The 23,303-nt window shown below is 60.4% G+C and carries 24 protein-coding genes; 10 read left to right on the forward strand and 14 right to left on the reverse strand.

The features are described 5' to 3' along the window. Nucleotides 1–4: 4 nt before the first annotated feature. Both DTW90_RS15185 and DTW90_RS15190 read right to left on the reverse strand, forming a co-directional pair. Nucleotides 5–508 (reverse strand): hypothetical protein, encoded by a 504-nt coding sequence (locus tag DTW90_RS15185; RefSeq protein ID WP_149339358.1) that lies wholly within the window; start codon nucleotides 506–508, stop codon nucleotides 5–7. After that, on the reverse strand, nucleotides 505–1,053 hold the full coding sequence (locus tag DTW90_RS15190) for a CGNR zinc finger domain-containing protein (RefSeq protein ID WP_149339360.1): 549 nt from the start codon (nucleotides 1,051–1,053) through the stop codon (nucleotides 505–507). The genes DTW90_RS15185 and DTW90_RS15190 overlap by 4 nt, the downstream gene beginning before the upstream one ends. 64 nt (nucleotides 1,054–1,117) lie before the next feature. Here DTW90_RS15190 and DTW90_RS15195 point away from each other — a divergent pair, with 64 nt between their 5' ends. Continuing rightward, entirely contained in the window at nucleotides 1,118–2,014 is an 897-nt protein-coding gene (locus DTW90_RS15195; protein WP_149339362.1) for a branched-chain amino acid ABC transporter permease, read from the forward strand. A gap of 7 nt (nucleotides 2,015–2,021) precedes the next feature. Here the strand turns inward: DTW90_RS15195 and DTW90_RS15200 are convergent, their stop codons facing one another. The 5 genes from DTW90_RS15200 to DTW90_RS15220 form a co-directional block, all read right to left on the reverse strand. Further along, nucleotides 2,022–2,483 carry a molybdenum cofactor biosynthesis protein MoaE gene (locus DTW90_RS15200; RefSeq protein WP_132517123.1) on the reverse strand — a complete coding sequence of 154 codons (462 nt, stop codon included), beginning with the start codon at nucleotides 2,481–2,483 and terminating at the stop codon, nucleotides 2,022–2,024. Nucleotides 2,484–2,587: 104 nt separating this feature from the next. Next, on the reverse strand, nucleotides 2,588–2,842 hold the full coding sequence (gene moaD / locus DTW90_RS15205; RefSeq protein ID WP_149339364.1) for a molybdopterin converting factor subunit 1: 255 nt from the start codon (nucleotides 2,840–2,842) through the stop codon (nucleotides 2,588–2,590). Beyond that, nucleotides 2,839–3,429, reverse strand: a complete 591-nt coding sequence (pgsA, locus tag DTW90_RS15210; RefSeq protein WP_149339366.1) for a CDP-diacylglycerol--glycerol-3-phosphate 3-phosphatidyltransferase — start codon at nucleotides 3,427–3,429, stop codon at nucleotides 2,839–2,841. Before pgsA ends, moaD begins: the two co-directional genes overlap by 4 nt. 110 nt (nucleotides 3,430–3,539) lie before the next feature. Beyond that, nucleotides 3,540–5,576, reverse strand: coding sequence for an excinuclease ABC subunit UvrC (gene uvrC, locus DTW90_RS15215; RefSeq protein ID WP_149339368.1), 2,037 nt, complete (start codon nucleotides 5,574–5,576; stop codon nucleotides 3,540–3,542). After that, the gene (locus tag DTW90_RS15220) at nucleotides 5,573–6,340 is read right to left on the reverse strand and encodes an SDR family oxidoreductase (RefSeq protein WP_149339370.1); all 768 of its coding nucleotides are present in this window, start codon (nucleotides 6,338–6,340) and stop codon (nucleotides 5,573–5,575) included. The genes uvrC and DTW90_RS15220 overlap by 4 nt, the downstream gene beginning before the upstream one ends. Before the next feature lie 368 nt (nucleotides 6,341–6,708). Here DTW90_RS15220 and DTW90_RS15225 point away from each other — a divergent pair, with 368 nt between their 5' ends. Next, nucleotides 6,709–7,344, forward strand: coding sequence for an outer membrane protein (locus tag DTW90_RS15225; protein ID WP_149339372.1), 636 nt, complete (start codon nucleotides 6,709–6,711; stop codon nucleotides 7,342–7,344). A 68-nt stretch (nucleotides 7,345–7,412) separates the two neighbouring features. On the opposite strand, the gene DTW90_RS15230 is transcribed toward DTW90_RS15225, so the two are convergent. Next, nucleotides 7,413–8,252: an oxidoreductase gene (locus DTW90_RS15230; RefSeq protein ID WP_149339374.1), complete on the reverse strand. Its 840-nt coding sequence runs from the start codon at nucleotides 8,250–8,252 to the stop codon at nucleotides 7,413–7,415. A 119-nt stretch (nucleotides 8,253–8,371) separates the two neighbouring features. On the opposite strand from DTW90_RS15230, the gene DTW90_RS15235 reads away from it, so the two are divergent. Continuing rightward, nucleotides 8,372–9,283, forward strand: a complete 912-nt coding sequence (locus DTW90_RS15235; protein WP_149339376.1) for a LysR family transcriptional regulator — start codon at nucleotides 8,372–8,374, stop codon at nucleotides 9,281–9,283. A 30-nt stretch (nucleotides 9,284–9,313) separates the two neighbouring features. Here the strand turns inward: DTW90_RS15235 and DTW90_RS15240 are convergent, their stop codons facing one another. Both DTW90_RS15240 and DTW90_RS15245 read right to left on the reverse strand, forming a co-directional pair. Beyond that, nucleotides 9,314–9,910, reverse strand: a complete 597-nt coding sequence (locus DTW90_RS15240) for a glutathione S-transferase family protein (RefSeq protein ID WP_149339377.1) — start codon at nucleotides 9,908–9,910, stop codon at nucleotides 9,314–9,316. Between the two features lie 49 nt (nucleotides 9,911–9,959). After that, nucleotides 9,960–10,811 carry a 23S rRNA (adenine(2030)-N(6))-methyltransferase RlmJ gene (locus DTW90_RS15245; protein WP_149339379.1) on the reverse strand — a complete coding sequence of 284 codons (852 nt, stop codon included), beginning with the start codon at nucleotides 10,809–10,811 and terminating at the stop codon, nucleotides 9,960–9,962. An 81-nt stretch (nucleotides 10,812–10,892) separates the two neighbouring features. On the opposite strand from DTW90_RS15245, the gene DTW90_RS15250 reads away from it, so the two are divergent. From DTW90_RS15250 to DTW90_RS15260, 3 genes are all read left to right on the forward strand, one after another. After that, the gene (locus DTW90_RS15250) at nucleotides 10,893–13,016 is read left to right on the forward strand and encodes a molybdopterin oxidoreductase family protein (RefSeq protein WP_149339381.1); all 2,124 of its coding nucleotides are present in this window, start codon (nucleotides 10,893–10,895) and stop codon (nucleotides 13,014–13,016) included. A 52-nt stretch (nucleotides 13,017–13,068) separates the two neighbouring features. Next, nucleotides 13,069–13,662, forward strand: coding sequence for an NUDIX domain-containing protein (locus tag DTW90_RS15255; RefSeq protein WP_149339383.1), 594 nt, complete (start codon nucleotides 13,069–13,071; stop codon nucleotides 13,660–13,662). A 179-nt stretch (nucleotides 13,663–13,841) separates the two neighbouring features. Then, nucleotides 13,842–14,021, forward strand: a complete 180-nt coding sequence (locus DTW90_RS15260) for a DUF3309 domain-containing protein (protein ID WP_132517100.1) — start codon at nucleotides 13,842–13,844, stop codon at nucleotides 14,019–14,021. Nucleotides 14,022–14,134: 113 nt separating this feature from the next. Here the strand turns inward: DTW90_RS15260 and DTW90_RS15265 are convergent, their stop codons facing one another. Next, on the reverse strand, nucleotides 14,135–15,178 hold the full coding sequence (locus DTW90_RS15265) for a HoxN/HupN/NixA family nickel/cobalt transporter (protein WP_149339384.1): 1,044 nt from the start codon (nucleotides 15,176–15,178) through the stop codon (nucleotides 14,135–14,137). A gap of 226 nt (nucleotides 15,179–15,404) precedes the next feature. Here DTW90_RS15265 and DTW90_RS15270 point away from each other — a divergent pair, with 226 nt between their 5' ends. Together DTW90_RS15270 and DTW90_RS15275 are read left to right on the forward strand one after the other, a co-directional pair. Continuing rightward, nucleotides 15,405–16,097: a class I SAM-dependent methyltransferase gene (locus DTW90_RS15270; protein ID WP_149339385.1), complete on the forward strand. Its 693-nt coding sequence runs from the start codon at nucleotides 15,405–15,407 to the stop codon at nucleotides 16,095–16,097. Nucleotides 16,098–16,361: 264 nt separating this feature from the next. Continuing rightward, nucleotides 16,362–17,105, forward strand: a complete 744-nt coding sequence (locus DTW90_RS15275; RefSeq protein ID WP_149339607.1) for a hypothetical protein — start codon at nucleotides 16,362–16,364, stop codon at nucleotides 17,103–17,105. 158 nt (nucleotides 17,106–17,263) lie between these two features. On the opposite strand, the gene DTW90_RS15280 is transcribed toward DTW90_RS15275, so the two are convergent. Then, nucleotides 17,264–18,928, reverse strand: a complete 1,665-nt coding sequence (locus DTW90_RS15280; protein ID WP_149339386.1) for an arylsulfatase — start codon at nucleotides 18,926–18,928, stop codon at nucleotides 17,264–17,266. A 274-nt stretch (nucleotides 18,929–19,202) separates the two neighbouring features. On the opposite strand from DTW90_RS15280, the gene phnF reads away from it, so the two are divergent. Beyond that, nucleotides 19,203–19,958, forward strand: coding sequence for a phosphonate metabolism transcriptional regulator PhnF (gene phnF / locus DTW90_RS15285; RefSeq protein ID WP_188079951.1), 756 nt, complete (start codon nucleotides 19,203–19,205; stop codon nucleotides 19,956–19,958). Between the two features lie 79 nt (nucleotides 19,959–20,037). After that, complete coding sequence (locus tag DTW90_RS15290) at nucleotides 20,038–21,210, forward strand: alpha-D-ribose 1-methylphosphonate 5-triphosphate diphosphatase (protein WP_149339389.1); 1,173 nt, start codon at nucleotides 20,038–20,040, stop codon at nucleotides 21,208–21,210. Nucleotides 21,211–21,450: 240 nt separating this feature from the next. On the opposite strand, the gene purN is transcribed toward DTW90_RS15290, so the two are convergent. Continuing rightward, nucleotides 21,451–22,137, reverse strand: coding sequence for a phosphoribosylglycinamide formyltransferase (gene purN / locus DTW90_RS15295; protein WP_149339390.1), 687 nt, complete (start codon nucleotides 22,135–22,137; stop codon nucleotides 21,451–21,453). Next, complete coding sequence (purM, locus tag DTW90_RS15300) at nucleotides 22,134–23,207, reverse strand: phosphoribosylformylglycinamidine cyclo-ligase (RefSeq protein WP_149339392.1); 1,074 nt, start codon at nucleotides 23,205–23,207, stop codon at nucleotides 22,134–22,136. The genes purN and purM overlap by 4 nt, the downstream gene beginning before the upstream one ends. Nucleotides 23,208–23,303 lie beyond the last annotated feature (96 nt).

Genomic DNA, 23,303 nt, shown 5'->3' on the forward strand with positions numbered 1-23,303 from the left:
AAGCCTATGCCGGGCATTTGTCGGTATTGGAAAAGTCGGTCGTGCCGTCAGGCTTGAAGACTTCAGGGTTCTTTTCGTAACCGGCGCCGACGACGAGCGGCTTGCTCGGCAATATCGACTGGTCGACGTCGGATTTGAACTCCGCCTTCAGCTCCTGCAGGACCTTGCCGTCCTTGTCGACCAGTTTGACGCTGACTGAGTAGGGCCGGTCCTTGCGGACGCAATGCAGGTTCCCGCTCTGAAGCGAGATGTTTTCATCGATCGGGAAAACCTTCTGATCCAGGACGAGAGGCGCGCCACCCTGCGGATTTTCGAATTCGGCAACGAGCTTCGACCCATCGGGGATCGGTGACGTCTTCTTCAGCGTCAGGAGATAGGTGGCGCTCGCCACGCGATAGTTGAAGACGAACAGATGACCGGTCACCTCAAGCATGTTTTCCGCCTGCCTCTGACAGGCTGAGAGCAGCAGCCCGGCCGCAGCCATCATGGTGATCAAACGGTTCCTCATGGCGTCTCCTCCCTCTTGCGGCGATAGTGCCGGTTCGCCTTGGCGCGGTTGCCGCAGACCGCCATGTCGCACCAGGTCCGGCTTTTGTTCTTGCTGCGGTCGATGAAGAGCCAGCCGCAATTGCCGCAGATCTTCATCCGTTCCTCGTCGGGCATCGCGATCAGCCGCAGCGTCGAATGCACGGTTGCCGCATCCAGTCCCTCGGGCGATTGCGCTCGGCTCAAGGTTTCCGACAGCGCCGCCAGCAGCTCGGCCAGCAATCCGTTGCTCGGCTCTTTGAGAACGCGGGCGCGGAAGTAGCGGTCGATCATCTCGCGCAGCCGGATGAAGCCCGGTCTGCCGTCCGCATGAACTGGGATTATATCGCCGAAAAGCGCCCGCTCGGCACAGAAATCGGCGGCCGCCTTTGGAAAACTCTCCATCTGCCCCGGTGCCTCGAAGCGATCGATCCGGCGCGTCTCGTCATGCCGCAGGATGACGCTGTTGGCGACATCAAGCGCCAGCGCGCCGCCGGAAAAGCGGTGAGGGGTCCAGGAAAAGCTCATGGTCAAAATATAACTGGTAAAAGCAATTTTGCCAGTTATTATTTGACGATCGCCGGAGTTCTCCATGGCCTATCTATTGCAGCAGTTGGCAAATGCCGTTCCGCTCGCCGCGCTCTATGCGGCGCTTGCTTTCGGTTATGCCATCGGCTTCGGCGTCACGCGCCGGGCCGACATCAGCTATGGAGCGCTCTTTGCTTTCTCGGGCCAGCTCCTGCTGCTCTTTACCGATTTCGGCTACAACCGGATGTTTCTGGTCCTGCCTGCCGCGATCGCCTTCGGAGGCGCGCTGGCCGCCGTCTATACTGTCGGGGCAGGGCTCTTCATCGGCCGGACGATCATGCAGCCGCTGGCGAAGAAATCGCCGAACACCGTCATCGTCGCAGCGTTGGGCATGGTCATCGTCCTCGGCGAAACGGCGCGGCTTGCTTCCAATGCGCGCAGCATCTGGCTGCCGCCGCTGATGAGCCGGTCGATCGTCTTCTGGGACGACGGCGCCTTCAAGGTGGCGCTCACCCAATTGCAGCTTCTCAATATTGGGCTGATGGCCGCAATCGTTCTCTGTGGAGCCGCCATCATGCGATACACGTCCTGGGGCCGCATCTGGCGTGCCGTCACCGACGATGCGCTCGCCGCCGAACTGTGCGGCGCCAGCGCCGGCCGTGTCTTCCTCGTGGCCTATGGGGCATCGACGCTCATCGCCACGCTCTGCGGCATCCTGTCGACCTCCTATTACGGCACGATGGATTTCAGTGTAGGCCTGCTATTCGGCCTCAAGGTCCTGATGATTGCCGCCGCCGGCGGCTATTCCGATCCGCTGAAATCGGCGGGCGGGGCTGCATTGGTCGGCGTGGCCGAAACCCTCTGGGGTGCCTATGGCCCCCTCATGTGGCGTGAAATGGTGATCTTCTCGGCGCTCGTTCTGGTTCTGGTGCTTAGTCGGCGCGAGCGGGCGATACCCTAGAAAGACTTTAGAGCTTATGCCACTTGTCCCGGGCGGTCTGGTCCGCGTCTCTTGCCGTCACCCAGTCGCCTTCCGTGCCGTCCCGTCCGTGCTCCTTCTTCCAGAAGGGCGCGGAGGTCTTGAGGAAATCCATGACGAAATTGGCGCCGTCGAAAGCGGCTTGCCGGTGTGACGCCGCAGCGATGACCAGCACGATGTTTTCGCCGGGCACGATCTTGCCGTAGCGATGGATCGCCGTCAGTCCCAGCAGGTGGAAGCGCTCGATGGCGATCTCGGCGATGCGCGTGATCTCCGCCTCCGCCATGCCGGGGTAGTGCTCCAACTCCAGTGCCCCGAGCGTGCCGCCTTCGTCGCGGCAGAGGCCGGAGAAGGTGACGACGGCGCCGATACCGGGTTGGCCGTTGGTCAGTCTGTCGACTTCGGCTTGGAGGTTGAAATCCTCGCGTTGGACGCGGATGGTGGGGGTCATGGGCGTTTCCTATGCAACACTTCCCGGCCCTTCGCATGGCTACGAGCGTTCGTCACTGCAATCGATTCACTGGATCGATTGCTCCGGCTCCGCCGGATCGTTCCTCACCCACCCGTCATCGGCGGGAACAGCCCGATCTCGCGGGCATTCCCGATCGGCTCGTCGTGTTCGGCATGTTCCATGTCGATCGCAACGCGGATGGCTTCGGGAAACTGAAGCGCCATCTCATATTCCTCGCCCAGTCCCTTGAGATGATTCAAGAGATCGCCAACGGTCACGACTTCTGATGGCAGGGACATTTCTTCCTCCGCCTTGCCGATGCGTTCACGCACCCATGCGAAATAGACAAGTCGCGTCATGCTTCGTCATCCACGATATGCTTCAGGCCGGCGCGGAAATAGTCGTAGCCGGTATACATCGTCAGCAGCGCCGCGACCCACAAAAGCAATATACCAAGCGATGTCGTATAAGGGAAAATCTCGTCGCCTGCCGGCCCGGCCAGCAAGAAAGCGATGGCGACCATCTGAGCGGTCGTCTTCCACTTGGCGATCCGTGTCACGGGCACGCTGACCTTCAGCGCCGCCAGATATTCGCGCAGGCCGGAAACGAGAATCTCGCGGCAAAGAATGATGATGGCCGCCCAGATCGACCAGCCCGCAATCGTCTGGTCGGCGGCGACGAGCAGTAGCACCGCAGCGACAAGAAGCTTGTCGGCGATTGGATCGAGCATGCGGCCGATATTCGACGTCTGATTCCAGATGCGCGCGAGATAGCCGTCGAGATAGTCGGTAATCGAGGCGATGATGAAGATCCACAGGGCTACCCAGCGCGATGTGTTGCTGATCGCCAGCTTCCCCTCGAGGAAGAAGCACAGCACGATCAGCGGCACGGCAAGGATGCGGCCATAGGTGAGCAGATTGGGGATATTGTATGCGCGCGATGCCATGGAAACCGTTTTCTCTGGGGTCGGAGCGGTAGATGATGTGTTAGAGCTTTAGCGTCAACATTGTTTCTGTTTTTTCGTCGCCATTGCGTGGAATTTGCGACTGCGCGGATTTATTTCGCGGCGTCGTCGTGAAAGTGATTGTAAACCTGCTTGGCGACAGCCTCGGAGATACCCTCGACCGCCGTCAGGTCCGAAAGCGCCGCCCGCGAAACCGCCTTCGCGGTACCGAAATGCTGCAGCAATGCTCTCTTTCTCGACGGGCCGATCCCGCCGATCTCGTCGAGCGGGTTTTTCACCATTTCCTTCTTGCGTCGTGCTCGATGTGAGCCGATCGCGAAACGGTGCGCCTCGTCGCGCATACGCTGGATGAAGTAGAGGACCGGATCGCGCGGCGGCAGCGTGAAATTATCGCCGCCCGGCGGGAAGAAGCGTTCGCGTCCTGCTTCGCGGTCGACGCCCTTGGCGACGCCGATGGCGATCACGCTGTCGGTGATGCCGAGCTCTTCGAGAATAGCCCGTACGGCAGTCATCTGTCCCTGGCCGCCGTCGATGAGGATAACGTCGGGCCAGGCGGGGAAGGGCAGGTCGGCCGCATCGGCCGCCGAAGGCACAGCGCTGCGGTCGGGAATTCCCTCTTCCTTCAGCAGGCGCGAGAAGCGCCGGGTCATCACTTCCTTCATCATGCCGAAGTCGTCGCCGGGGGTGATGTCGGTCGATTTGATGTTGAACTTCCGATACTGGCCTTTGACGAAGCCTTCCGGCCCGGCAACCACCATGCCGCCGACCGCATTCGTGCCCATGATATGGGAGTTATCGTAGATCTCGATGCGCTGCGGGGTGTAGGGAAGCTTGAACGTTTCCTTGAAACCTTCCAGGAGTCGCGATTGCGACGCCGTTTCGGCAAGCTTGCGGCCATGCGCCTCGCGGGCATTGGCGACGACATGATCGACGAGATCCTTCTTCTCTCCGCGCTGTGGCACCAGGATCGAGACCTTGTGGCCTGCCTTTTCGCCGAGAGCAGCCGCCAGCAGTTCGATCTCCTCGACCGTCTCCGACAGCAGGATCTGCCGCGGCACCGGCTTGTCGTCGTAGAACTGCGCCAGGAAGGCGTTGAGCACTTCGGCGCCTGAGAGCTGCGGATCGGCCTTCGGGAAATAGGCGCGATTGCCCCAGTTCTGCCCGGTGCGGAAGAAGAAGACCTGGATACAGGAAATCCCGCCCTCGTGATGGATCGCGAAGACATCCGCTTCCTCGACGCCGGCCGGATTGATGCCCTGATGACTCTGCACATGGGATAGCGCGGCAAGCCTATCGCGATAGATCGCCGCCCGCTCGAAATCGAGGTCTTCGGCGGCCGCGTTCATCTCCTCGGCCATGTGCGCTTTGACGTTCTGGCTCTTGCCGGAAAGGAAGTCCTTGGCTTCCTGCACCAGTTCGGCATAGCCCGCATCGCTGACCTCGTGCGTGCAGGGGCCGGAACAGCGCTTTATCTGGTAGAGCAGGCAAGGCCGCGTGCGCGTCTCGAAGACGCTGTCGGTGCAGGTACGGATCAGGAAGGCGCGCTGCAGCGAGTTGATGGTGCGCCCGACGGCGCCCGCTGAGGCGAAGGGGCCGAAATAGTCTCCCTTGCGCGCCCGCGCGCCACGGTGCTTGAAGATGGCAGGCGCGCGGTGATCACCTGTGATCAGGATATAGGGAAACGACTTGTCATCGCGTAGCAGCACGTTGAAGCGCGGCCGCAAGCGCTTGATCAGGTTGGCTTCCAGCAGCAGCGCTTCGGTTTCCGTGCGTGTCGTCACGAATTCCATGTTTGCCGTCTGGCGAACCATCTGGGCGATGCGGTTGGAGTGGACGCGACCCATCGCATAGTTGCCGACGCGCTTCTTCAGGCTGCGGGCCTTGCCGACATAGAGAACGTCGCCGGCCTCGTTGAACATGCGGTAGACGCCGGGGCTGTTCGGCAGCCGCTTGACGAACTCGGCGATCAGGTCGGCGCCTTTCAGTCCGCTCTCGTTCTTGCCGCCTTCGTTCCAGTCGACGGCTGCAATGGGAGAGGGGGCGGCATCGCTTTCCACCTCGATGTCGTCTTCGATCTCTTCCGATTCGTCATAGAGAACGCCGCCGTCCGGCAGCTTTCGTCCATTCATTCCAGGCTCTCCAAGATGTCCGGGGTCTGCCAGGCAAGATGCTGGCCGCCATCCAGGGCAATCATTTGGCCCGTGATCGAGGGCGTGTCAAAAAGAAAGCGGATCGTCCGCCCAAATTCGTCGAGGCCCGGGCCGGCTTTCAGGATCAGCCCGTCGACCTGCCTCTGGAAATCCTCTTTCGATTGCCGCTCGCTCGGCATGGTCGGCCCCGGCCCGATTGCGTTGACCCGGATATTGGGGGCAAAACTCTGCGCCATGGTCTGCGTCGCCGTCCAGAGCGCGGACTTCGACAGCATGTAGGAATAGAAGCGTGGATTGAGCGCCCAGACGCGCTGGTCGATGATGTTGACGATGAGGCCGTGGGCACCCTTCGGCAATTGGCGGGCGAAGGCTGCGGCAAGGATCGAGGGCGCGCGGACATGAACCGCGAAATGGGCGTCGAATGCCGCGGCATCGAATTGGTGGGCCGTATCCCCCTGGAAGATGGAGGCGTTATTGACGAGAAGATCGAGCGGTCCGAACTCGGATACGACCTTTTCGACGAGGGCCGATGTTTCGGCAATATCACTTAAATTCGCACGTGCCGAAATTGCCCTTTTGCCGGCTTGCCGCAATTCCGTCACCAAGGCATCGGCCTCTTTCAGCGATTGGTTGGCATGAATGACGACGCCGAAGCCATTAGCCGCCAAATCTTCTGCAATCGCCCGGCCTATTCTTTTGGATGCGCCCGTGATCAGTGCGCTGCGCAGTTTACCGTCGCTCAAGTTCTTGCCTTTTCACTGCCGTTACCCAACCGCCACACATATAGGATGCCGGTACATCATCTGAAAAGGCCTGTCCTTATTCGATGCATACCTTTGTTGTTCTGTGTAAAACTTTAGAAATAGTTGGGTAAATTTATGTATTCTTGGATTTACGGATGATTAAGGTTAATAGATTCTGTGTTGCGATGAAGCAACATCGAAATTCAGCCATGTGTGTGCCACAATGATATCATAATTTGGCTCTTCCAATTCCTCAATTGGACGCCAATTTGACACTCGATCCGGGAGGGACATCTGGTGATTACTCGTGATGCTTAGGGTGTAGAGACAGTATGCCGGGCGAAACGAGATGAAAAGGAGAATGGAATATGCGTACGCTTATCGTGACCCTCATGGCCTCGACCTTTGCTATTGCAGGCTTTACCGCTGCTCACGCAGCTGACGCTGTCGAACAGGTCCCGCAGCCGCCCGTCGCCCAGGACGTTGCACCTCCGCCAGCCAACTGGGCCGGCTTCTACCTCGGTGGCGCTGGCACCTACAACATGGGCAAGTTCACCCATGGTGGTGACGATGGCTACGCCTTCGGCGGTCAGGTCTATACCGGCTACAACTGGGAACAGAGCAACATCGTTTACGGCGTTGAAGCAGATCTCGGCTACTCCGGTCTCGACAACACCCATGACGGTTACAAGAACAAGAACGAGTTCAACGGCTCGGTTCGCGGCCGCCTCGGCTACGACTTCAACCCCTTCCTGCTGTACGGCACGGCTGGTCTTGCTCTCGGCAAGAACAAGGTTGAAGACGCCACTTCTTCCGACAGCGCAACGGCAGTCGGCTGGACCGCAGGCGTAGGCGCTGAAACGATGATCACGAACAACATCACGGCTCGTGTTGAATACCGTTACACCGACTACCAGAAGAAGAACTTCGACCTCGACTCCGGCAACGTTTCGCGTGGCTACGACGAGAACAGCGTCAAGGTCGGTATCGGCCTCAAGTTCTAAGTTTCGATCATTGCTGATCGTGAAAAGCCGGGGCGCGAGCCCCGGCTTTTTCTATTTTCGATACTGTCTTAGGCGTCCTTCGGGAAATCCGTGGAGACCGCGAGCTCCCGCCAGGCAGCCAGCTCTTTCGCGACGCTTACGTTCTTGGCTTCGATCGCCGCAACCGTGTCGCTGCCGAAGGGCATGCGCAGTGGCGGGTTTTCGGAATGGGCGAGCGTGATCATTGCCTTTGCAAAGCGGGCAGGGTCGCCCGGCTGCGCATGATTGTGATCGGCTGCGAAGGCGCGCATCGCGCCGACTGGCGTCTCGTTATAGTCGGCGATCGAGCTCGGGCTGATCGAGAGCGAGCTGTCGTCCAGGAAGTCCGTCCGGAAGAAGCCGGGCTCGACGACCGTCACCTTGATGCCGAGCGGTTCGACTTCCATGGCAAGGGCTTCCGAAAGCGACTCGACGGCAAACTTGGTCGAACCATAGATGCCCCAGCCGGGATAGCTGACATAGCCGCCGATCGAGGAGACGTTGAGCACGTGGCCCGAGCGCTGGCGGCGCATATGGGGGAGGACCGCCCGCGTCACCTTCAGAAGGCCGAAGACGTTGGTCGCATAGACCCTTTCGATCTCTGCGGCGCTGGCTTCCTCGACCGCGCCCAGCAGACCGAAGCCGGCATTGTTGAGGAGGATGTCGATCCTGCCGAAGCGCTTGACGGCCTGTTCCGCGGCCTTGTTGGCCTGCTCCTCGTTCGTCACGTCGAGCGAGACGGTCAAAAGGTTTGCATGGTTGCCGAATTTGGCGGCAAGGCCTTCCGGATTGCGGGCCGTGGCAACGACTGCATCGCCGGCATTGAGGGCTTCCTGGGTGATTAGGGCGCCGAAACCGCGGGAAGCGCCAGTGATGAACCAAACACGCATGACATTCTCCTTTAGGGGTTGGCAAGGATTGGAATTTGCTTGCGAGGAGAAAGGTAGCTTGTGAGCCATGATGAGATAATCTACTTTCTCTTCCATGAAGAGCTGAGAATTTCTCATCAATGAAACGCGTTCGATCCAGCGACCTCGCCATCTTTCTGACCATTGCCCAGCACCGGAGCTTCCGCAAGGCAGCGGTAGAGCTGGGTGTCACGCCTTCCGCACTCAGCCATTCCCTACGTGCGATCGAGGAGCGGCTGGATGTGCGCCTCGTCAATCGCACGACCCGCGGCGTAGGATTGACGGAAGCGGGCGAGAGGCTGTTCGACCGCATCCGTCCCGCCTTTCTCGACATCGAGGATGCGTTGGAGGATCTGGATAATTTCCGCAGCGAGCCCTACGGAAAGCTGCGCATCAATGCATCGCGCATCGCTGCAAGGCTGACGCTTCTGCCGGTCGTGTCACGTTTCCTGGAAGCGTACCCAGCGGTCGAAGTCGAGGTGGTGATCGACGACGCGTTTGTCGACACCGTCACGGCCGGCTTCGATGCCGGCGTGCGCTTTGGGGAGAGCATTGCGGCCGATATGATTGCGGTACCCCTCGGGCCGCGTCACCGCTTTGCCGTGGTCGGCGCGCCCTCACATTTCGAGCGCCACGGAAAGCCGCTGACGCCGCACGATTTGAAGAACCATCCCTGTGTCCGCTATCGCTTTGCCGGCGGTTCGTTTTACCGATGGGAGTTCGAGCGGGGCGGTATCGAGCTGGAGATCGAAGTGCAGGGGCCGCTGACGCTCGGCGATCAGGACATCATGGTCGAGGCCGTCCTTGCCGGCTCCGGGCTGGCCTATCTGTTCGAAGAACAGGTATTGCCGCATATCGCCGAAGGGAAGCTCATCCGTGTGCTCGAGGACTGGTGCCCCTATTATCCGGGCTTCTTCCTCTATTATCCGAGCCGTCGGCAATTGCCGACGGCGCTGAGGGCCTTCGTGGATTTCATGAAGACAGACACGGCGCGACAACCCGGCAACCGCTGAGCCTGCTTGTGGCCCGGCAGCCGTCTTGCCTCAGGCCTGCGGCTTCAATTCGGCGTAGTCAGGGAAGGCCTTCTCGAAGGCGCGGGCCCAGCCAAGGAGTTCGCCGTGATGTTCTTCCCACTGACCCTCGAAGCGCAGTTGCAGATAGCCGATCAGCGCCGCCAGCGCGAAATGCCCACCGTGCAGCTTCTTGCCGATTTTCGGGTAGTCGACGCTCAGATGATTGAGTGTGCGGCTGACCTTCATCCATTGCCGGTCGATCCAGGGCTGGAACACTTTCTCCTCGCTGCGGAGACGCCGTTCGTAGACGATGGAGAGAAGGCATTCGCAAGCGCCATCGCAAAGGGCTTCCAACACCTCGGCTTCGGTACGCTTCGCTTCCTTCGAGGGATAGAGCTTCTTGCCCTTCATCCGGTGGAAGTAGTGCGTGATGCTGCGGCTGTCGAAGATCGAAATGCCATCGTCCGTCAGAAGCGTCGGAATCTTTCCGAGTGGGTTGTTGTCGACGAGGATTGCCGGGCCGGCATTGGTGTCGACACGGACTTCCATGAGTTCGATGTCGAGATAGCGCGCGGCCATCCGCACCTTGCTGGAAAAGGGAGAGGTGGAGGAAAAGAGGAGCTTCATTAAATCACCTTTGGAGTAACGACCGTTCCTTTGGCCGCATATGCGTTATTCATTTTTCCGCGCGCAGCCAGAAGGCGCGGTGCGAGGCGAAACGGTCCTGCGCCAGCATGTCTTTCAACGCCGGCAGCAGAGCATGCAACTCATCCTTCAGCGTAAAGGGCGGATTGACGATGATGAGGCCGGAGCCGGTAATGCCCGTCGTATCGCGGTCGCTCCGGACGGCAAGCTCGGCGCACAGCATCTTCGGAATATCGGATGCCTGCAGCGCTTCGTGGAATTTCTTGATCGGCGCATCCTTCTTCAGCGGATACCACAGGCAATAGGTGCCGCCCGGGAAGCGCCGGTAGCCCTTGATCAGGCCGTCCACCAGCCGTTCGTATTCTCCGTCCTCCTCGAAAGGCGGATCTACCAGCACGATGCCGCGCTTCTCCTTCGGCGGCAGATGCGCGCCGAGCGCCAGCCAGCCGTCGAGTTCGGTGATGCGCACATGATGGTCGCCTTCGAACAGTCTGTGCAGACGGTTGAAATCTTCGGGATGAAGCTCCATCGCCGAAAGGCGATCCTGCGGCCGGAAAAGCATGCGCGAAAGCTTCGGCGAACCGGGATAGAAGCGCACACCGCCATTGGGATTGAGCTCGCGGACGGCCGACAGATAGGGCTCCAGCAGATCGGCCACTTGCGGCGAAAGCTCGGCTTCCATGATGCGACCGATGCCGTCGCGCCATTCTCCGGTCTTTTGCGCTTCCTCGGAGGACAGATCGTAGAGCCCGATGCCGCCATGGGTGTCGAGCACGCGGAAAGCTTTGTCCTTGTTCTGCATGTAGCGGACGAGCCGCGCTAATATCGCGTGCTTCAGCACATCGGCGAAATTGCCCGCATGGTAGATATGCCGGTAGTTCATTTCGAGTGAAGCCCGCATGATTTGTTGTGATGGACCGCTTGAGGTCTTTTGGCCGGTCCCGGCATGAAATATAGAAGTCTCATGAACATTGCGACCCCCATTCACGCCAAAGCGAAAATAGGCCACACGGCCTGTCCCCATGACTGTCCCTCGACCTGCGCGCTCGAGGTCGACCTGACCGAGGATGGCAGGATCGGCAGGGTGCGAGGGGCCAACGATCACTCCTACACGTCGGGGGTCATCTGCGCCAAGGTCGCCCGCTATTCGGAGCGGCTCTATCACCCCGATCGCCTGATGCATCCGCTGCGCCGCGCAGGCACCAAGGGGGCGGGGCAGTGGCAGCAGATCTCCTGGGACGACGCGCTTGATGAAATCGCCGAAGCTTTCATCAAGGCCGAGGCGAAGGATGGCAGCGAGGCGGTCTGGCCCTATTTTTATGCCGGCACGATGGGCCTGGTGCAGCGCGATTCGATCGAGCGCCTGCGCCATGCCAAGCGCTATTCCGGCTTCTTCTCCTCGATCTGTACCGCGCCCGCAACCACTGGCTTCTTGATGGCGGCCGGTACCTTGCGCGGTCCTGATCCGCGCGAGATGGCCCGCACCGATTGCATCGTGCTCTGGGGCACCAACGCGGTCTCGACCCAGGTCAACGTGATGACCCACGCGATCAAGTCGCGCAAGGAACGCGGCGCAAAGATCGTTGCCATCGACGTCTACGACAATCCGACGATGAAGCAGGCCGACATGGCGCTGATCGTCAGGCCCGGCACGGATGCGGCCCTTGCCTGCGCCGTCATGCACATCGCGTTCCGCGACGGCTATGCCGACTGCGACTATATGGCGAAATATGCCGATGACCCCGCCGGTCTCGAAGCGCATCTGAAATCGAAGACGCCGCAATGGGCAGCCGGCATCACCGGCCTGCCGGTCGATGAAATCGAGGCCTTCGCTCGTCTCATCGGCAGAACCAGGAAGACTTATTTCCGTCTTGGCTACGGCTTTACCCGCCAGCGCAACGGTGCCGTCGCCATGCATGCGGCTGCGTCAGTCGCCACGGTTCTTGGCTCCTGGCAATATGAGGGCGGCGGCGCCTTCTATTCCAACGGCGATATCTTCCGGATGGACAATTCGGAAGTCATCGGCCGCTCGATGAAGGATCCCGATATCCGCATGATCGACCAGTCGCAGATCGGCCGCGCGCTGACCGGCGATGCCGAGGCGCTGCGTCATCGCGGCCCGGTCACGGCGATGCTGATACAGAACACCAATCCGATGAATATCGCGCCCGAACAGCGGCTGGTGAAGCGCGGCTTTGCCCGGAGCGATCTCTTCGTCGCCGTCCACGAGCAGTTCATGACCGAGACGGCCGAAATGGCCGATATCGTCCTACCCGCCACCATGTTCGTCGAGCATGACGACATCTACAAGGCCGGTGGCCAGAGCCATATCCTGCTCGGCCCCGAGCTGGTCGAACCGCCGCCGACCGTGCGCACCAATCTCTTCGTCATCGAGGAACTGGCCAAGCGGCTCGGCGTTGCCGATCGCCCCGGCTTCGGCTTTACCGCCCGCGAAATGGTCGATCGCATGCTCGAAAAAAGCGGCCTGCCTGACTACGACCATTTCCTCGAACACAAATGGTTCGACCGCCAACCGGATTTCGAGGATGCGCATTTCCTCAACGGCTTTGCCCATGCGGACCGCAAGTTCCATTTCCGCCCGGACTGGGTCAATCAACCGGCATCGAACCGTCCGCCGGCCTCGATCGGCATGCTCGGCCCGCATGTCGAGCTGCCGGTTTTCCCCGACCAGGTCGACGTGATCGAGCTTGCCGATCCGGAGCATCCTTTCCGGCTTGCCACTTCGCCAGCGCGCAACTTCCTGAATTCCAGCTTCTCAGAAACCAAGACCTCCCGCCAGAAGGAAGGTCGGCCTGACGTGATGGTCAATCCGCAGGATGCGGAAGCCCATGGCATCGCACATGGCGATCTCGTCCGCATCGGCAACACCCGCGGCGACCTTCGCATCCACGCGCGTGTCACGACCGAGGTGAAGCCCGGCGTGCTGATTGCCGAGGGTCTGTGGCCGAACAAGGCGCATGTGGATGGCGAGGGGATCAATATCCTGACCGGAGCCGATCCGATTGCACCCTTTGGCGGTGCCGCCGTCCACGACAACAAGGTCTGGCTTCGCCGCGACGCCGTCTGATACAGGGCAGGGAGGCGAGCAGCACCGACTACAGCAAATGCGAAGGCAGGATATGACCGAGGACAAGGCGCGCGTAAAAATCGTCAGCGACAGGACGCTGTCGAACGAATGGACCAAGCTTTCGAGTTACGACATCGACTATCGGGATTCCAGGGGCGAAACGCATCGGCTGAGGCGGGAGATCTATCACCGCACGCCGGCCGCCTGCATTCTGCTCTACGACGTCAAGCGTGAGACTGTCGTCCTTGTCCGCCAGTTTCGCCTCGCGGCCTGCCTGGAAGGCCATGCTGGCTGGATGATCGAGGTGCCGGCCGGCCTGCTCGATGGAGAACAACCCGAAGAGGCGATCCGCCGTGAGGCGATGGAGGAAACCGGCTACCGCGTCCGCGGCGTTCGCTTCCTCTTCAAGGCCATGACCGCTCCGGGCGCCATCACTGAAATCGTCCACTTCTTCGCAGCCTCGGTCGATACGTCGGATCGTATCGCATCCGGTGGTGGCCTTGCCTCCGAGCATGAGGATATCGAAGTGCTGGAAGTGCCGCTCGTGGATGCCATGCGGATGGTCGAGACCGGCGAGATATTCGACGCCAAGACGATCATGCTGCTGCAATGGGCGATGCTCAATAGGGAAAGCCTTGAAGGCTGACATCGCGGACACTGAGCTTCTTCTAGCCGACACCCGACCACAGAAAAACTGCATCGACACGGCGATTGACAGGTGTGCCCCAACCTACCGGTCGAACGGCAATTCGTCGGCTGTGCCAGGAACCTTTCAGCATCTCACAGCGTTTCAATCCCGTGTTTTGACGGAAAGGAACTGCCAGTATGGGATTGATTCTTCTGATTATTGTCCTGATCCTGCTGTTTGGCGGCGGCGGCGGTTATTACGCGCATCGCTCATACGGCGGCAGAGGCCTCGGAGGCGTCCTGGGGTTGGTCATTGTCGTCTTGCTCATCCTTTGGCTGCTGGGCGGCTTGCACGGATTTGGGCCAGGCCCAGTCTGATTGCTCAAACTGATCGAAAGGCTGACGCCACCCTTTGGGCGCTCTCTGCGCGGGGTGGCGTTTCCGCGTCGGCGGGCGACTCTGTCGGTAAGCCGCTCACGTCGCGATCGAGCCTATCCGGCCTGCAGGCTGTCGTAGCCCTTGGATCGATAGACGATGGCAGAGACGATCCAGCTTACGATGAATATGCCGACGACCGCGTAGCCGAAATTGGCGAGATTGTCGTTCATCTCGCCGACGAAACCCCAGAAACCGCCCTCCAGGCCAAGCTTGTCGGCAATCAGCCCGAGCGCTTCCAGTCCGCCGATGAAGACGGCAACCACGACCGAGGCGGCCGTTATCGTCAGATTGTACCAGAGCTTGCGGATCGGTTTGACGAATGCCCAGCCATAGGCTCCCGTCATCAGAACGCTGTCTGTCGTATCCATGAGCGACATGCCGGCGGTAAACAGTGCCGGAAAGACCAGGATCGTCCAGAAGGACATGCCTTGCGCCGCCTGGCTCGCCGATATGCCGAGCAGGCCTATTTCGGTTGCCGTATCGAAGCCGAGGCCGAACAGGAACCCGATCGGATACATATGCCAGGAGCGGGAGACGACGCGAAACACGGGACGAAAGATGCGGGCGATGAGGCCGCGCCCAGCGAGAAGCGCGTCCAGATCCTCATCGACGATCTTTTCGCCGCGACGGGCGCGATCGAACGCTGACCAGATGCCCCTGAGGACGAAGAGATTGGCAAGGCCGATGACAAGCAGGAACGCCGCCGAGACCGTCGTGCCGATCACGCCGCCGATGTCGTGGAAATCGCCCAGTCTGTTCTGCATGGTCGCCGCCGTCGCCGCGATTGCGACCGAGGCGAGAACGACGATGCTGGAATGCCCGAGCGAAAAGAAGAACCCGACGGAATAGGGGCTCTTTTTCTCCTGCATCAGCTTTCGCACGACATTGTCGATTGCAGCGATATGATCGGCATCGAATGCGTGACGCAGCCCGAACATATAGGCAAGGAACGCCGTGCCGAGCAGGACCGGCTGCTCCGCGAAGGCGATCCAGGCCCATGCCCAGGCCGCAACGTTCGCGGTGATGAGAAGGATATAGGTTATCGCCGCCTTGGTCTTAACCTCGGACCGCTTGTCATCGAACGGATTGGGAAGCATGCTTTACCTCTGAACGTGCAGTAATCACTTTTCCATAAAAGTGATTACTGCACCACCGGCAAACGACGTATGGAAGGTAATTGCTCGACGGCTGGCGATCGTCAAACGTGGTCGGTCCGAGACGGCATTGCATTTATATGCAAAAAGACTAATGCAACCTTGGTGTCACATCGGCAAATCTGGGATATGATCCCCAACGGCAAAGTCACAAAGCGTGGGGGCGCATATGTCGACTGATCAGGAACTGTTTGCCGCAGGACTCGCCATTTATCAGAAGATCGTCCGTGAAAATCTGATGTTTCACCGGGAGGTCTATGGGAAGCTTCACGATATTCTGGTCAGGGAGGCACCGAAGCAATTCAGGTTTCTGGATGTGGCGTGTGGAACGGCGTCTTCGTCTGCGGCTGCCCTGATCGGCACGGATATCGGACGCTACATCGGCATCGACATTTCCACGCAATCTCTTGACGTCGCCAAACAGGCACTCGCGATGCTTCCGTGCCCGGTGGAGTTGCGCTGCCAGAACTTCGCCGACGCCATCGATCAGTGGTCTGAGCCCGTTGATGTCGTGTGGGTCGGCATGTCTCTTCACCACCTGCCATCGGCCGAAAAGCTTCCGTTCATGCAGCGTATCCGCGCGATATTGCCCCGCAACGGTCTGTTCCTCATCTGGGAGCCGACGCTGCTCGAAGACGAGGATCGGGCGGCATGGCTCGATCGTTTCACGGCGATCCGCACGGAATGGAGCGCGCTCACCGACGAGGAATTTGCAGCCGTCGATACCCATATCAGGGCCGCTGATTATCCCGAGAGCAAGGCGGATTGGGCTGCATTGGGAAACAGCGCAGGCTTTGGCCGGATGGAGGAACTATACATGATGGCCAGCAGAATGGGCCGTGTATACAAATATCAAAATTGAGGCAGAACGACCCTCCGCTATTGGCCCGTTGCGGATTTAACACTATCGGTGACGTTGATTTGTTTCACTAATATACACAATCGACATTCAACTTTCCGTCGTGTAACCATTACCGCACACTTAATCGCGTACTGCGTCTGAGGGGAGCGTGCGATGAAAGAGGGCGACTTCGGAAGGCAAGCAAGCCATCAACCGGGCGGCCGTTCTACGAGGTTTTTGCTCGGCTGGATCGTCTACGGTCTACTTCCGATCAGCGCCACGCTCATGGCGACCATACCGGCAGACGCCGCCGATCTTCTTCCGGTCACGGCACCCCAACCTGCCCAGGAACAGCCGGATCACTTGACCTTCTCCTTCGCGCCTTATTTCTGGGCCGCGGGGATCAATGGCGACACCGGCGTCTTCGGGCTCCCGGAAGTCCATATCGACGAAAACTTCGGGGATATTCTGAAGGACCTCGATTTTGGCTTCATGGGGGCTGGCGAAGCCAGATATGGAAAGTTCAGTGTCGTCACTGACCTAATCTATACGCGCATAACAACCGACTCTGCGACGCCGCGAGGTGTGTTGGCGGACTCGGTGGACCTCAAGCAGGAAACATTCACGGGCTTTCTGGGTGCCGGCTATACGATCCTGGGTAACGAAGATAGCCACTTGGACGCGGTCGGTGGCGCAAAGCTCTGGTGGACGGAAACGACCATATCCTTCAGCGGAGGTCCGCTGGGCGGACGTTCGGCACGCGACGATGCGACGTGGGTCGATGGTCTCGCCGGATTTAAAGGCGTCTACTCGATTACGCCGCAATTCTATCTGACCGGCTGGGGCATGATCGGCGCCGGCGGAGCCGATCTGGATTGGGACGTGATGGCGGGTCTCGGCTACAAGTTCAAGCAGTCGATTTCCGCCGTCGCCGGCTACAGGGCGCTTGGCGTCAACTATTCGAATGGAAGCCTTACGAACGATATCGTCGAGCACGGGCCGATACTTGGCCTAGTCGTTCATTTCTGAAGTCTGGCATCGTCGGCCCCTCGTCTTTTGTCCCGAATTCGGCCCACCCGTTTGAACAATGACACTCGAATGAGTTGCCTTTGGCACGAGAGGTCGCCGTGGAATGCCAGCGGTTGCCGAACGGGCGCGGCTCATCGACCGCGCCCGTTCGATTTCTTCTATTGTCCAGCCGATGCCGGGCCATGCTCCAGGGAGGACATCAGGCTATCGATCATCTGATCGATGCTGAAGCTCGCCGGACGCTGGCTCGGCGGATAGTCGCGGAAGGTCTGCAGGAAGGGCGCCACGCGCCAGACGCCGTATTGGATAAGATAGGCGTTCTTCGCCAGCCAGTCATAATACTGGTCGGAGACGACATCTGCACGCTCGTAAGGATCCATGCGCAGATTGAAGACCTTCGGCGCACGCAGGCAGACGAACGGGTCGGCCCAGACCTGGAAGCCGCCCGGCTGGCGCTGCTCGCAAAAGACGATTTTCCAATTGTTGTAGCGATAGGCCACCATCTGCCCGTCATCGTCGAAGTAATAGAAGTCCTGACGTGCCGATTTGGGTTCCTTGCCTGTGAGATAGGGAAGCTGGTTATAGCCGTCGAGGTGAACCTTGAACTGGTTTCCGCCGATGCTCGTTCCCTTCAGCAGTTCGTCCTTGATGTTCGGATCGCCACCGGCTGCGACAAGCGTCGGGAACCAGTCAAGGCCCGACATCATCTCGTTGGAAACCTCGCCGGCCTTGATGTGTCCGGGCCAGCGGACCAGCGCGGGAACGCGGAAGGCGCCTTCCCAATTGGTGTCCTTTTCGCTTCGGAAGGCCGTGGTGGCGGCATCCGGCCATGACCATTGATTCGGGCCGTTATCCGTTGTGTAGATGACGATCGTATTGTCGGCGATCTTGAGATCGTCGAGTGCCTTGAGTAGCTTTCCGACGTCGCCGTCATGCTCTACCATGCCATCGGCATATTCGTTGCCCGGCATGCCGCTTTGGCCCTGCATCGAGGGCCTGACATGCGTGAAAACGTGCATGCGCGTGGTGTTCATCCAGGTGAAGAACGGCTTGCCCTGCTTGACCTGCCGCCCCATGAAATCGATCGCGGCTGCCGTCGTCTCGTCGTCGATGGTCTCCATGCGCTTCGTGTTCAGCGCGCCGGTGTCTTCCACCCGGCCGTCGGCATAGGAGTGGATGACGCCGCGTGGCGAGTTCGTCCTGACGAACTCCTGATCGTCCTTCGGATAGTAGGGCCGCTCCGGCTCTTCCTCCGCATTCAGATGGTAGAGGTTGCCGAAGAATTCGTCGAAACCGTGCTTGGTCGGCAGGAACTCGTCGCGATCTCCGAGATGGTTCTTGCCGAACTGGCCGGTGGCATAGCCGAGTGGCTTCAGCGCCTGGGCGATGGTGATGTCGCGCGGCTGCAGGCCGACGGTTGCGCCGGGGATGCCCACCTTGCAAAGGCCGGTGCGCAGGCAGACCTGGCCGGTAATGAAGGTCGAGCGGCCAGCCGTACAACTGTTTTCCGCATAGTAGTCGGTGAACATCAACCCTTCTTTGGCGATGCGGTCGATGTTCGGCGTGCGATATCCCATGAGACCGAAGGAATAGGCGCTGATGTTCGTCTGGCCGATATCGTCGCCAAAGATGACAAGGATGTTGGGCTTCGAGCTATCGGTTTTCTCGGTTTGATCGGGGGCGGTGGCAGCCGGAGCCGGCGTCGGAGAAGCGGGGGCTGCCTGCTGGGCATAGGATGCCAGGGGAGCGATGCCCACAGAGGTCAAACTGATCGCGACGGCCGCAGTCGCTGCTCGAAGGCTCCTGGAAAATGCGATTTTCATGGCATCCTCCCGATATTCTTCCGGTTGTCCAACATCTTGCTCTCCTTTTTGCAGAGGTTTGGCGCTGCCGGGGACGGGATCGCCATTTTGCTGGGAAAGACTGCATCGGCCTTGGACATCGCGGAAGTACGTTACGGTAAATGCAACATTCGATACGTTACGCCGAGCATTCGGTGCCGCCCGGAGCACGAAAATCCGCGAAGCCTTCATTCTTCTGTCACGAATCCGGTCTACTCGTCCGGACCATCGATAAAGACATTCGAATGAGTTGTCCGTGGCACGCAACGCCGTTGTGGAATGGCAGGAACTGTACAACGGCCTCCGCGAGGGGATCGAAGCGGGCGCGTTTCCCGATGGCAGTCGCTTGCCGAGCGAGCCGAAGCTCATCGAACGCTTCGGCGGCGGTCGGCACAGCCTGCGTCGCGCGCTGGCGGAACTCGCGCATCAAGGCTTGATCCGCACCGAACACGGCAAGGGCAGCTTTGTCCAGCGTACAGGCGTGCTTGACTACCGCATTTCCCTGCGCACGCGCGCCTCGAACAATCTGGCTGAACTGGGGCGCGTCTCGTCCGACCAGCCGGTAAGGGAAGAAATGGTCCCTGCGCCGCAGAACGTCGCCGCGGCGTTGCATATCGAGACGGGGGCGCCGGTTTACATGATCGTTCGCTACGCCTTCGCCGATGATGTGCCGATCAACATGTCGGTCAGCTACCATCCTGTCGATCGCTTTCCCGATATCGACAAGGCCCGCCGCAGCCGGCAGCGCCTGACGGAAATCTACAAGACCTATGGCGTGCATGATTATATCAGGCTGAAGACTGCCATCTCGACCGCTATGCCGACGGCAGAGACCGCACGCGTCCTTCGCCTGCCACCGCGCCAGCCGGTCCTCGTCACCCGCAAGGTCGACGCCGATCTGAACGGCGTGCCGATTGCCTATAGCGAGGCCATGTGGCCGGGAGACCGCATTCAGTTCACCATAGACAACAGCCTGGAGATCGGCGACATGACGGCAGCCGATGCCGGATAGCGCGGATTTCCTGTTGTTGTCTCAACGCATTCAACTCTTTGTCGCATAGTGCGACCCTATGGATTTCAGGAGAAAATCGATGTGGCTCAGCAATTTTACCCTCGTCCTGCCCGATGAGGTGATCGAAAACGGATCCGTGCGGGTTGAGGACGGCGTCATTGCCGAGATCCGGCCCGAGCCGGTAGCGTCAGCGACCTTCGAGGGTGGCAACCGCTTTCTGATGCCGGGCTTTGTCGACCTTCACGGCGACATGATCGAGCGCGAAATCGCGCCGAGGCCGAATGCGACGATGCCAATCGATTTCGGCATCCACGAGTTGGACAAGAAGCTCGCCGCATCGGGCGTCACGACCGCCTTCGCCGCCGTCTCCTTCGCGACCGAAAGCGTCTACGGCCACGTTCGGTCGCTTGAGACCACATCGGCCGTCATCGAAGGCATCAAGCGCCTGCACGGCCAGCTGCTGATCGACCACCGCGTCCACGCCCGCTACGAGATCACCAATGTCGGTGCTGCACCCACGCTGGAGCGACTGATCGATGCCGGCCAAGTCGACATGGTCTCGCTGACCGACCACACGCCGGGGCAGGGGCAGTACAACAATATCGAGGCCTATCTGCTCAGCATGTCCGAGCGCCGTTCCATCTCGCGCGCGCAGGCCGAGGAAATCCTCGCCAAGCGCATCGCGCTGCGCAGCAATCCCGAGATCGAAGCCAAGCTTCGCGAGATCGTCGCGCTGTCGCTGAAGCACAAGCTGTCGCTGGCCTCGCATGATGATGATAGCGCCGCCAAGGTCGCGGAAATGCACGACTTCAACGTGACCATCAGCGAATTCCCCGTGAGCATGGACGCTGCCGAGGAAGCCTGCCGTCGCGGTCTCTGGACACTGATGGGCGCGCCGAATGCGCTACGCGGCAAATCCATGTCCGGCAATTTGAGCGCACAGGATGCTGCCAGCGCCGGCGTTCTCGGCATCATCGCTGCCGATTATCACCCGGCAGCCTTCGTCCCCGCCATCTTCAAGCTTGCCGAAGTCGCCAAGGGCGGCCTCGCCGCCGCCGTGGCCATGGCAACCAAGAATGCCGCTCGCGCCGCAGGCTGGACCGACCGCGGCGAAATCGCCATCGGCCAGAAAGCCGATCTCGTGGCAATCGAGCACGGCGCCGTCCATCGCATTCGCGCCACCTTCCGTGGCGGCCGGGTGATTTACAGCGACGGCACGCTGCATCCGCTACAGGCTCTGGCGGCTGCTTGATGGTTGCTTGAGGCGGGTGTTGGTGACGGGGTTGGCTATTGGAACCCCTCATCCCCTGCCGGGGACTTCTCCCCAAGGGGAGAAGATATATGCCGCACTGCCGGCACCTCTACCAAAAAACGTTCAATGTGATCGATGTTGAGGCCGCAAGTGTCTTCTCCCCTGGGGAGAAGGTGCCCGAAGGGCGGATGAGGGGTTCTCACGACATAGCCCCGAAGTCATCCATTCTAAGCCAGCAGCTTAGTCACTAACCGGCAGCGAAATAACCTGCTGCGTTGAGGCCGAGCCGGCGCCCGCACCGTCGCTCACCGCCTTGCCACCTTCCATCCGCACCTTGCCCTCCGCCAACAGGCGCAGCGCCTGCGGATAGAGCTGGTGCTCAACGGTCAGCACGCGTCCTGCCAGCGTCTCGGCGCTGTCGCCCGACAGGACAGGTACAGCCGCCTGGCCGATAACCGGGCCTTCATCCATGCCTTCGGTCACGAAATGAACCGTGCAACCGGCGATACGCATTCCGGCGTCGATGGCGCGCTGATGCGTATGCAGGCCGGGAAAGAGCGGCAGCAGGGAAGGGTGGATATTGATGATCCGGCCCTCGTAGCGGCGGATGAACTCGCCGGTCAGAAGACGCATATACCCGGCAAGGCAAAGGATATCCGGCTGCAATTCATCGAGGCATGCAAAGATCGCTGCCTCATGCGCATCCTTGCTGGCGAAATCCTTGCGCACGAAAGCAAAGGTCCTGATGCCTTGTGCTTCTGCCTTCGCAAGCCCGCCCGCATCCGCCTTGTCGGAAATGACGCCGACGATCTCGGCCGGGTAGTCGGCCGCCTGCGCTGCCTTGACGAGCGCCAGCATGTTGGAGCCGCCGCCGGAAATGAAGACGACGACGCGTTTGCGCGCCCCGCTGACGCCGGAACCGCTCATAGCGCGAGCGTACCCTTGTAGATCGTGCCCGCAGAACCTTCGGCTCGGGCGACCATGCGGCCGAGCGTCACCACGGTTTCGCCTTCCGCTTCCAGGGCCGAGGAGACGGCAGCCACGTTCTCCGCGGCGACGACGACGATCATGCCGATGCCGCAATTGAAGGTGCGCAGCATTTCCTTCGCCTCGACGCCGCCGATCCTGGCAAGCCATGAGAAGACGGCGGGAACCTTGACGGCGGCGAGATCGATCTCGGCAGCCAGATGCCTCGGCAGCACGCGCGGAATGTTCTCCGGAAAACCGCCGCCGGTGATGTGGGCGAGCGCCTTCAGCGCCTTGGTCTCGCGGATCGCCTTGAGAAGCGGCTTCACATAGATGCGGGTCGGCGTCAGCAACGCTTCGCCGAGCGTCTTGCCCTCGGCGAAGGGAGCAGGCGCGTCCCAGGCAAGGCCCGAAAGCGCAACGATCTTGCGCACCAGCGAGAAGCCGTTGGAATGAACGCCCGAGGAGGAGAGGCCGAGAATAACGTCGCCTTCCGAGATATCGCCCGACGGCAGCAACTGGCCGCGTTCGGCCGCACCGACCGCAAAACCGGCAAGGTCATAATCGCCATCCGAATACATGCCCGGCATTTCGGCCGTCTCGCCGCCGATCAGCGCGCAGCCTGCCTCGCGGCAGCCGGCGGCGATACCGGAGACGATAGCCGCGCCCTGATCAGGGTCGAGCTTACCGGTTGCGAAATAGTCGAGAAAGAACAGCGGTTCGGCGCCCTGGACGACGAGATCGTTGACGCACATGGCGACGAGGTCGATGCCGACAGTGTCGTGATAATCCGCGTCGATGGCGATCTTGAGCTTGGTGCCGACGCCGTCATTGGCGGCAACGAGGACCGGATCGGTGAAGCCCGCCGCCTTCAGGTCGAACAACCCCCCGAAGCCGCCGATCTCGCCATCTGCACCGGGCCGGCGCGTCGAGCGCACGGCAGGCTTGATCTTCTCCACCAGCAGATTGCCGGCATCGATATCCACGCCCGCGTCGCTATAGGTCAGGCCGTTTTTTCCAGACTGGCTCATGCTGATCTCCGATGTCCGCCAGACGCCAATGTACCGGCGTCACATGCGGGTCGCAATTGCACGATGGGGGCTGTTATGCAAGGGATTGAGGGCAAA

Source organism: Neorhizobium sp. P12A (assembly GCF_008365395.1).
Lineage (GTDB): Bacteria > Pseudomonadota > Alphaproteobacteria > Rhizobiales > Rhizobiaceae > Rhizobium.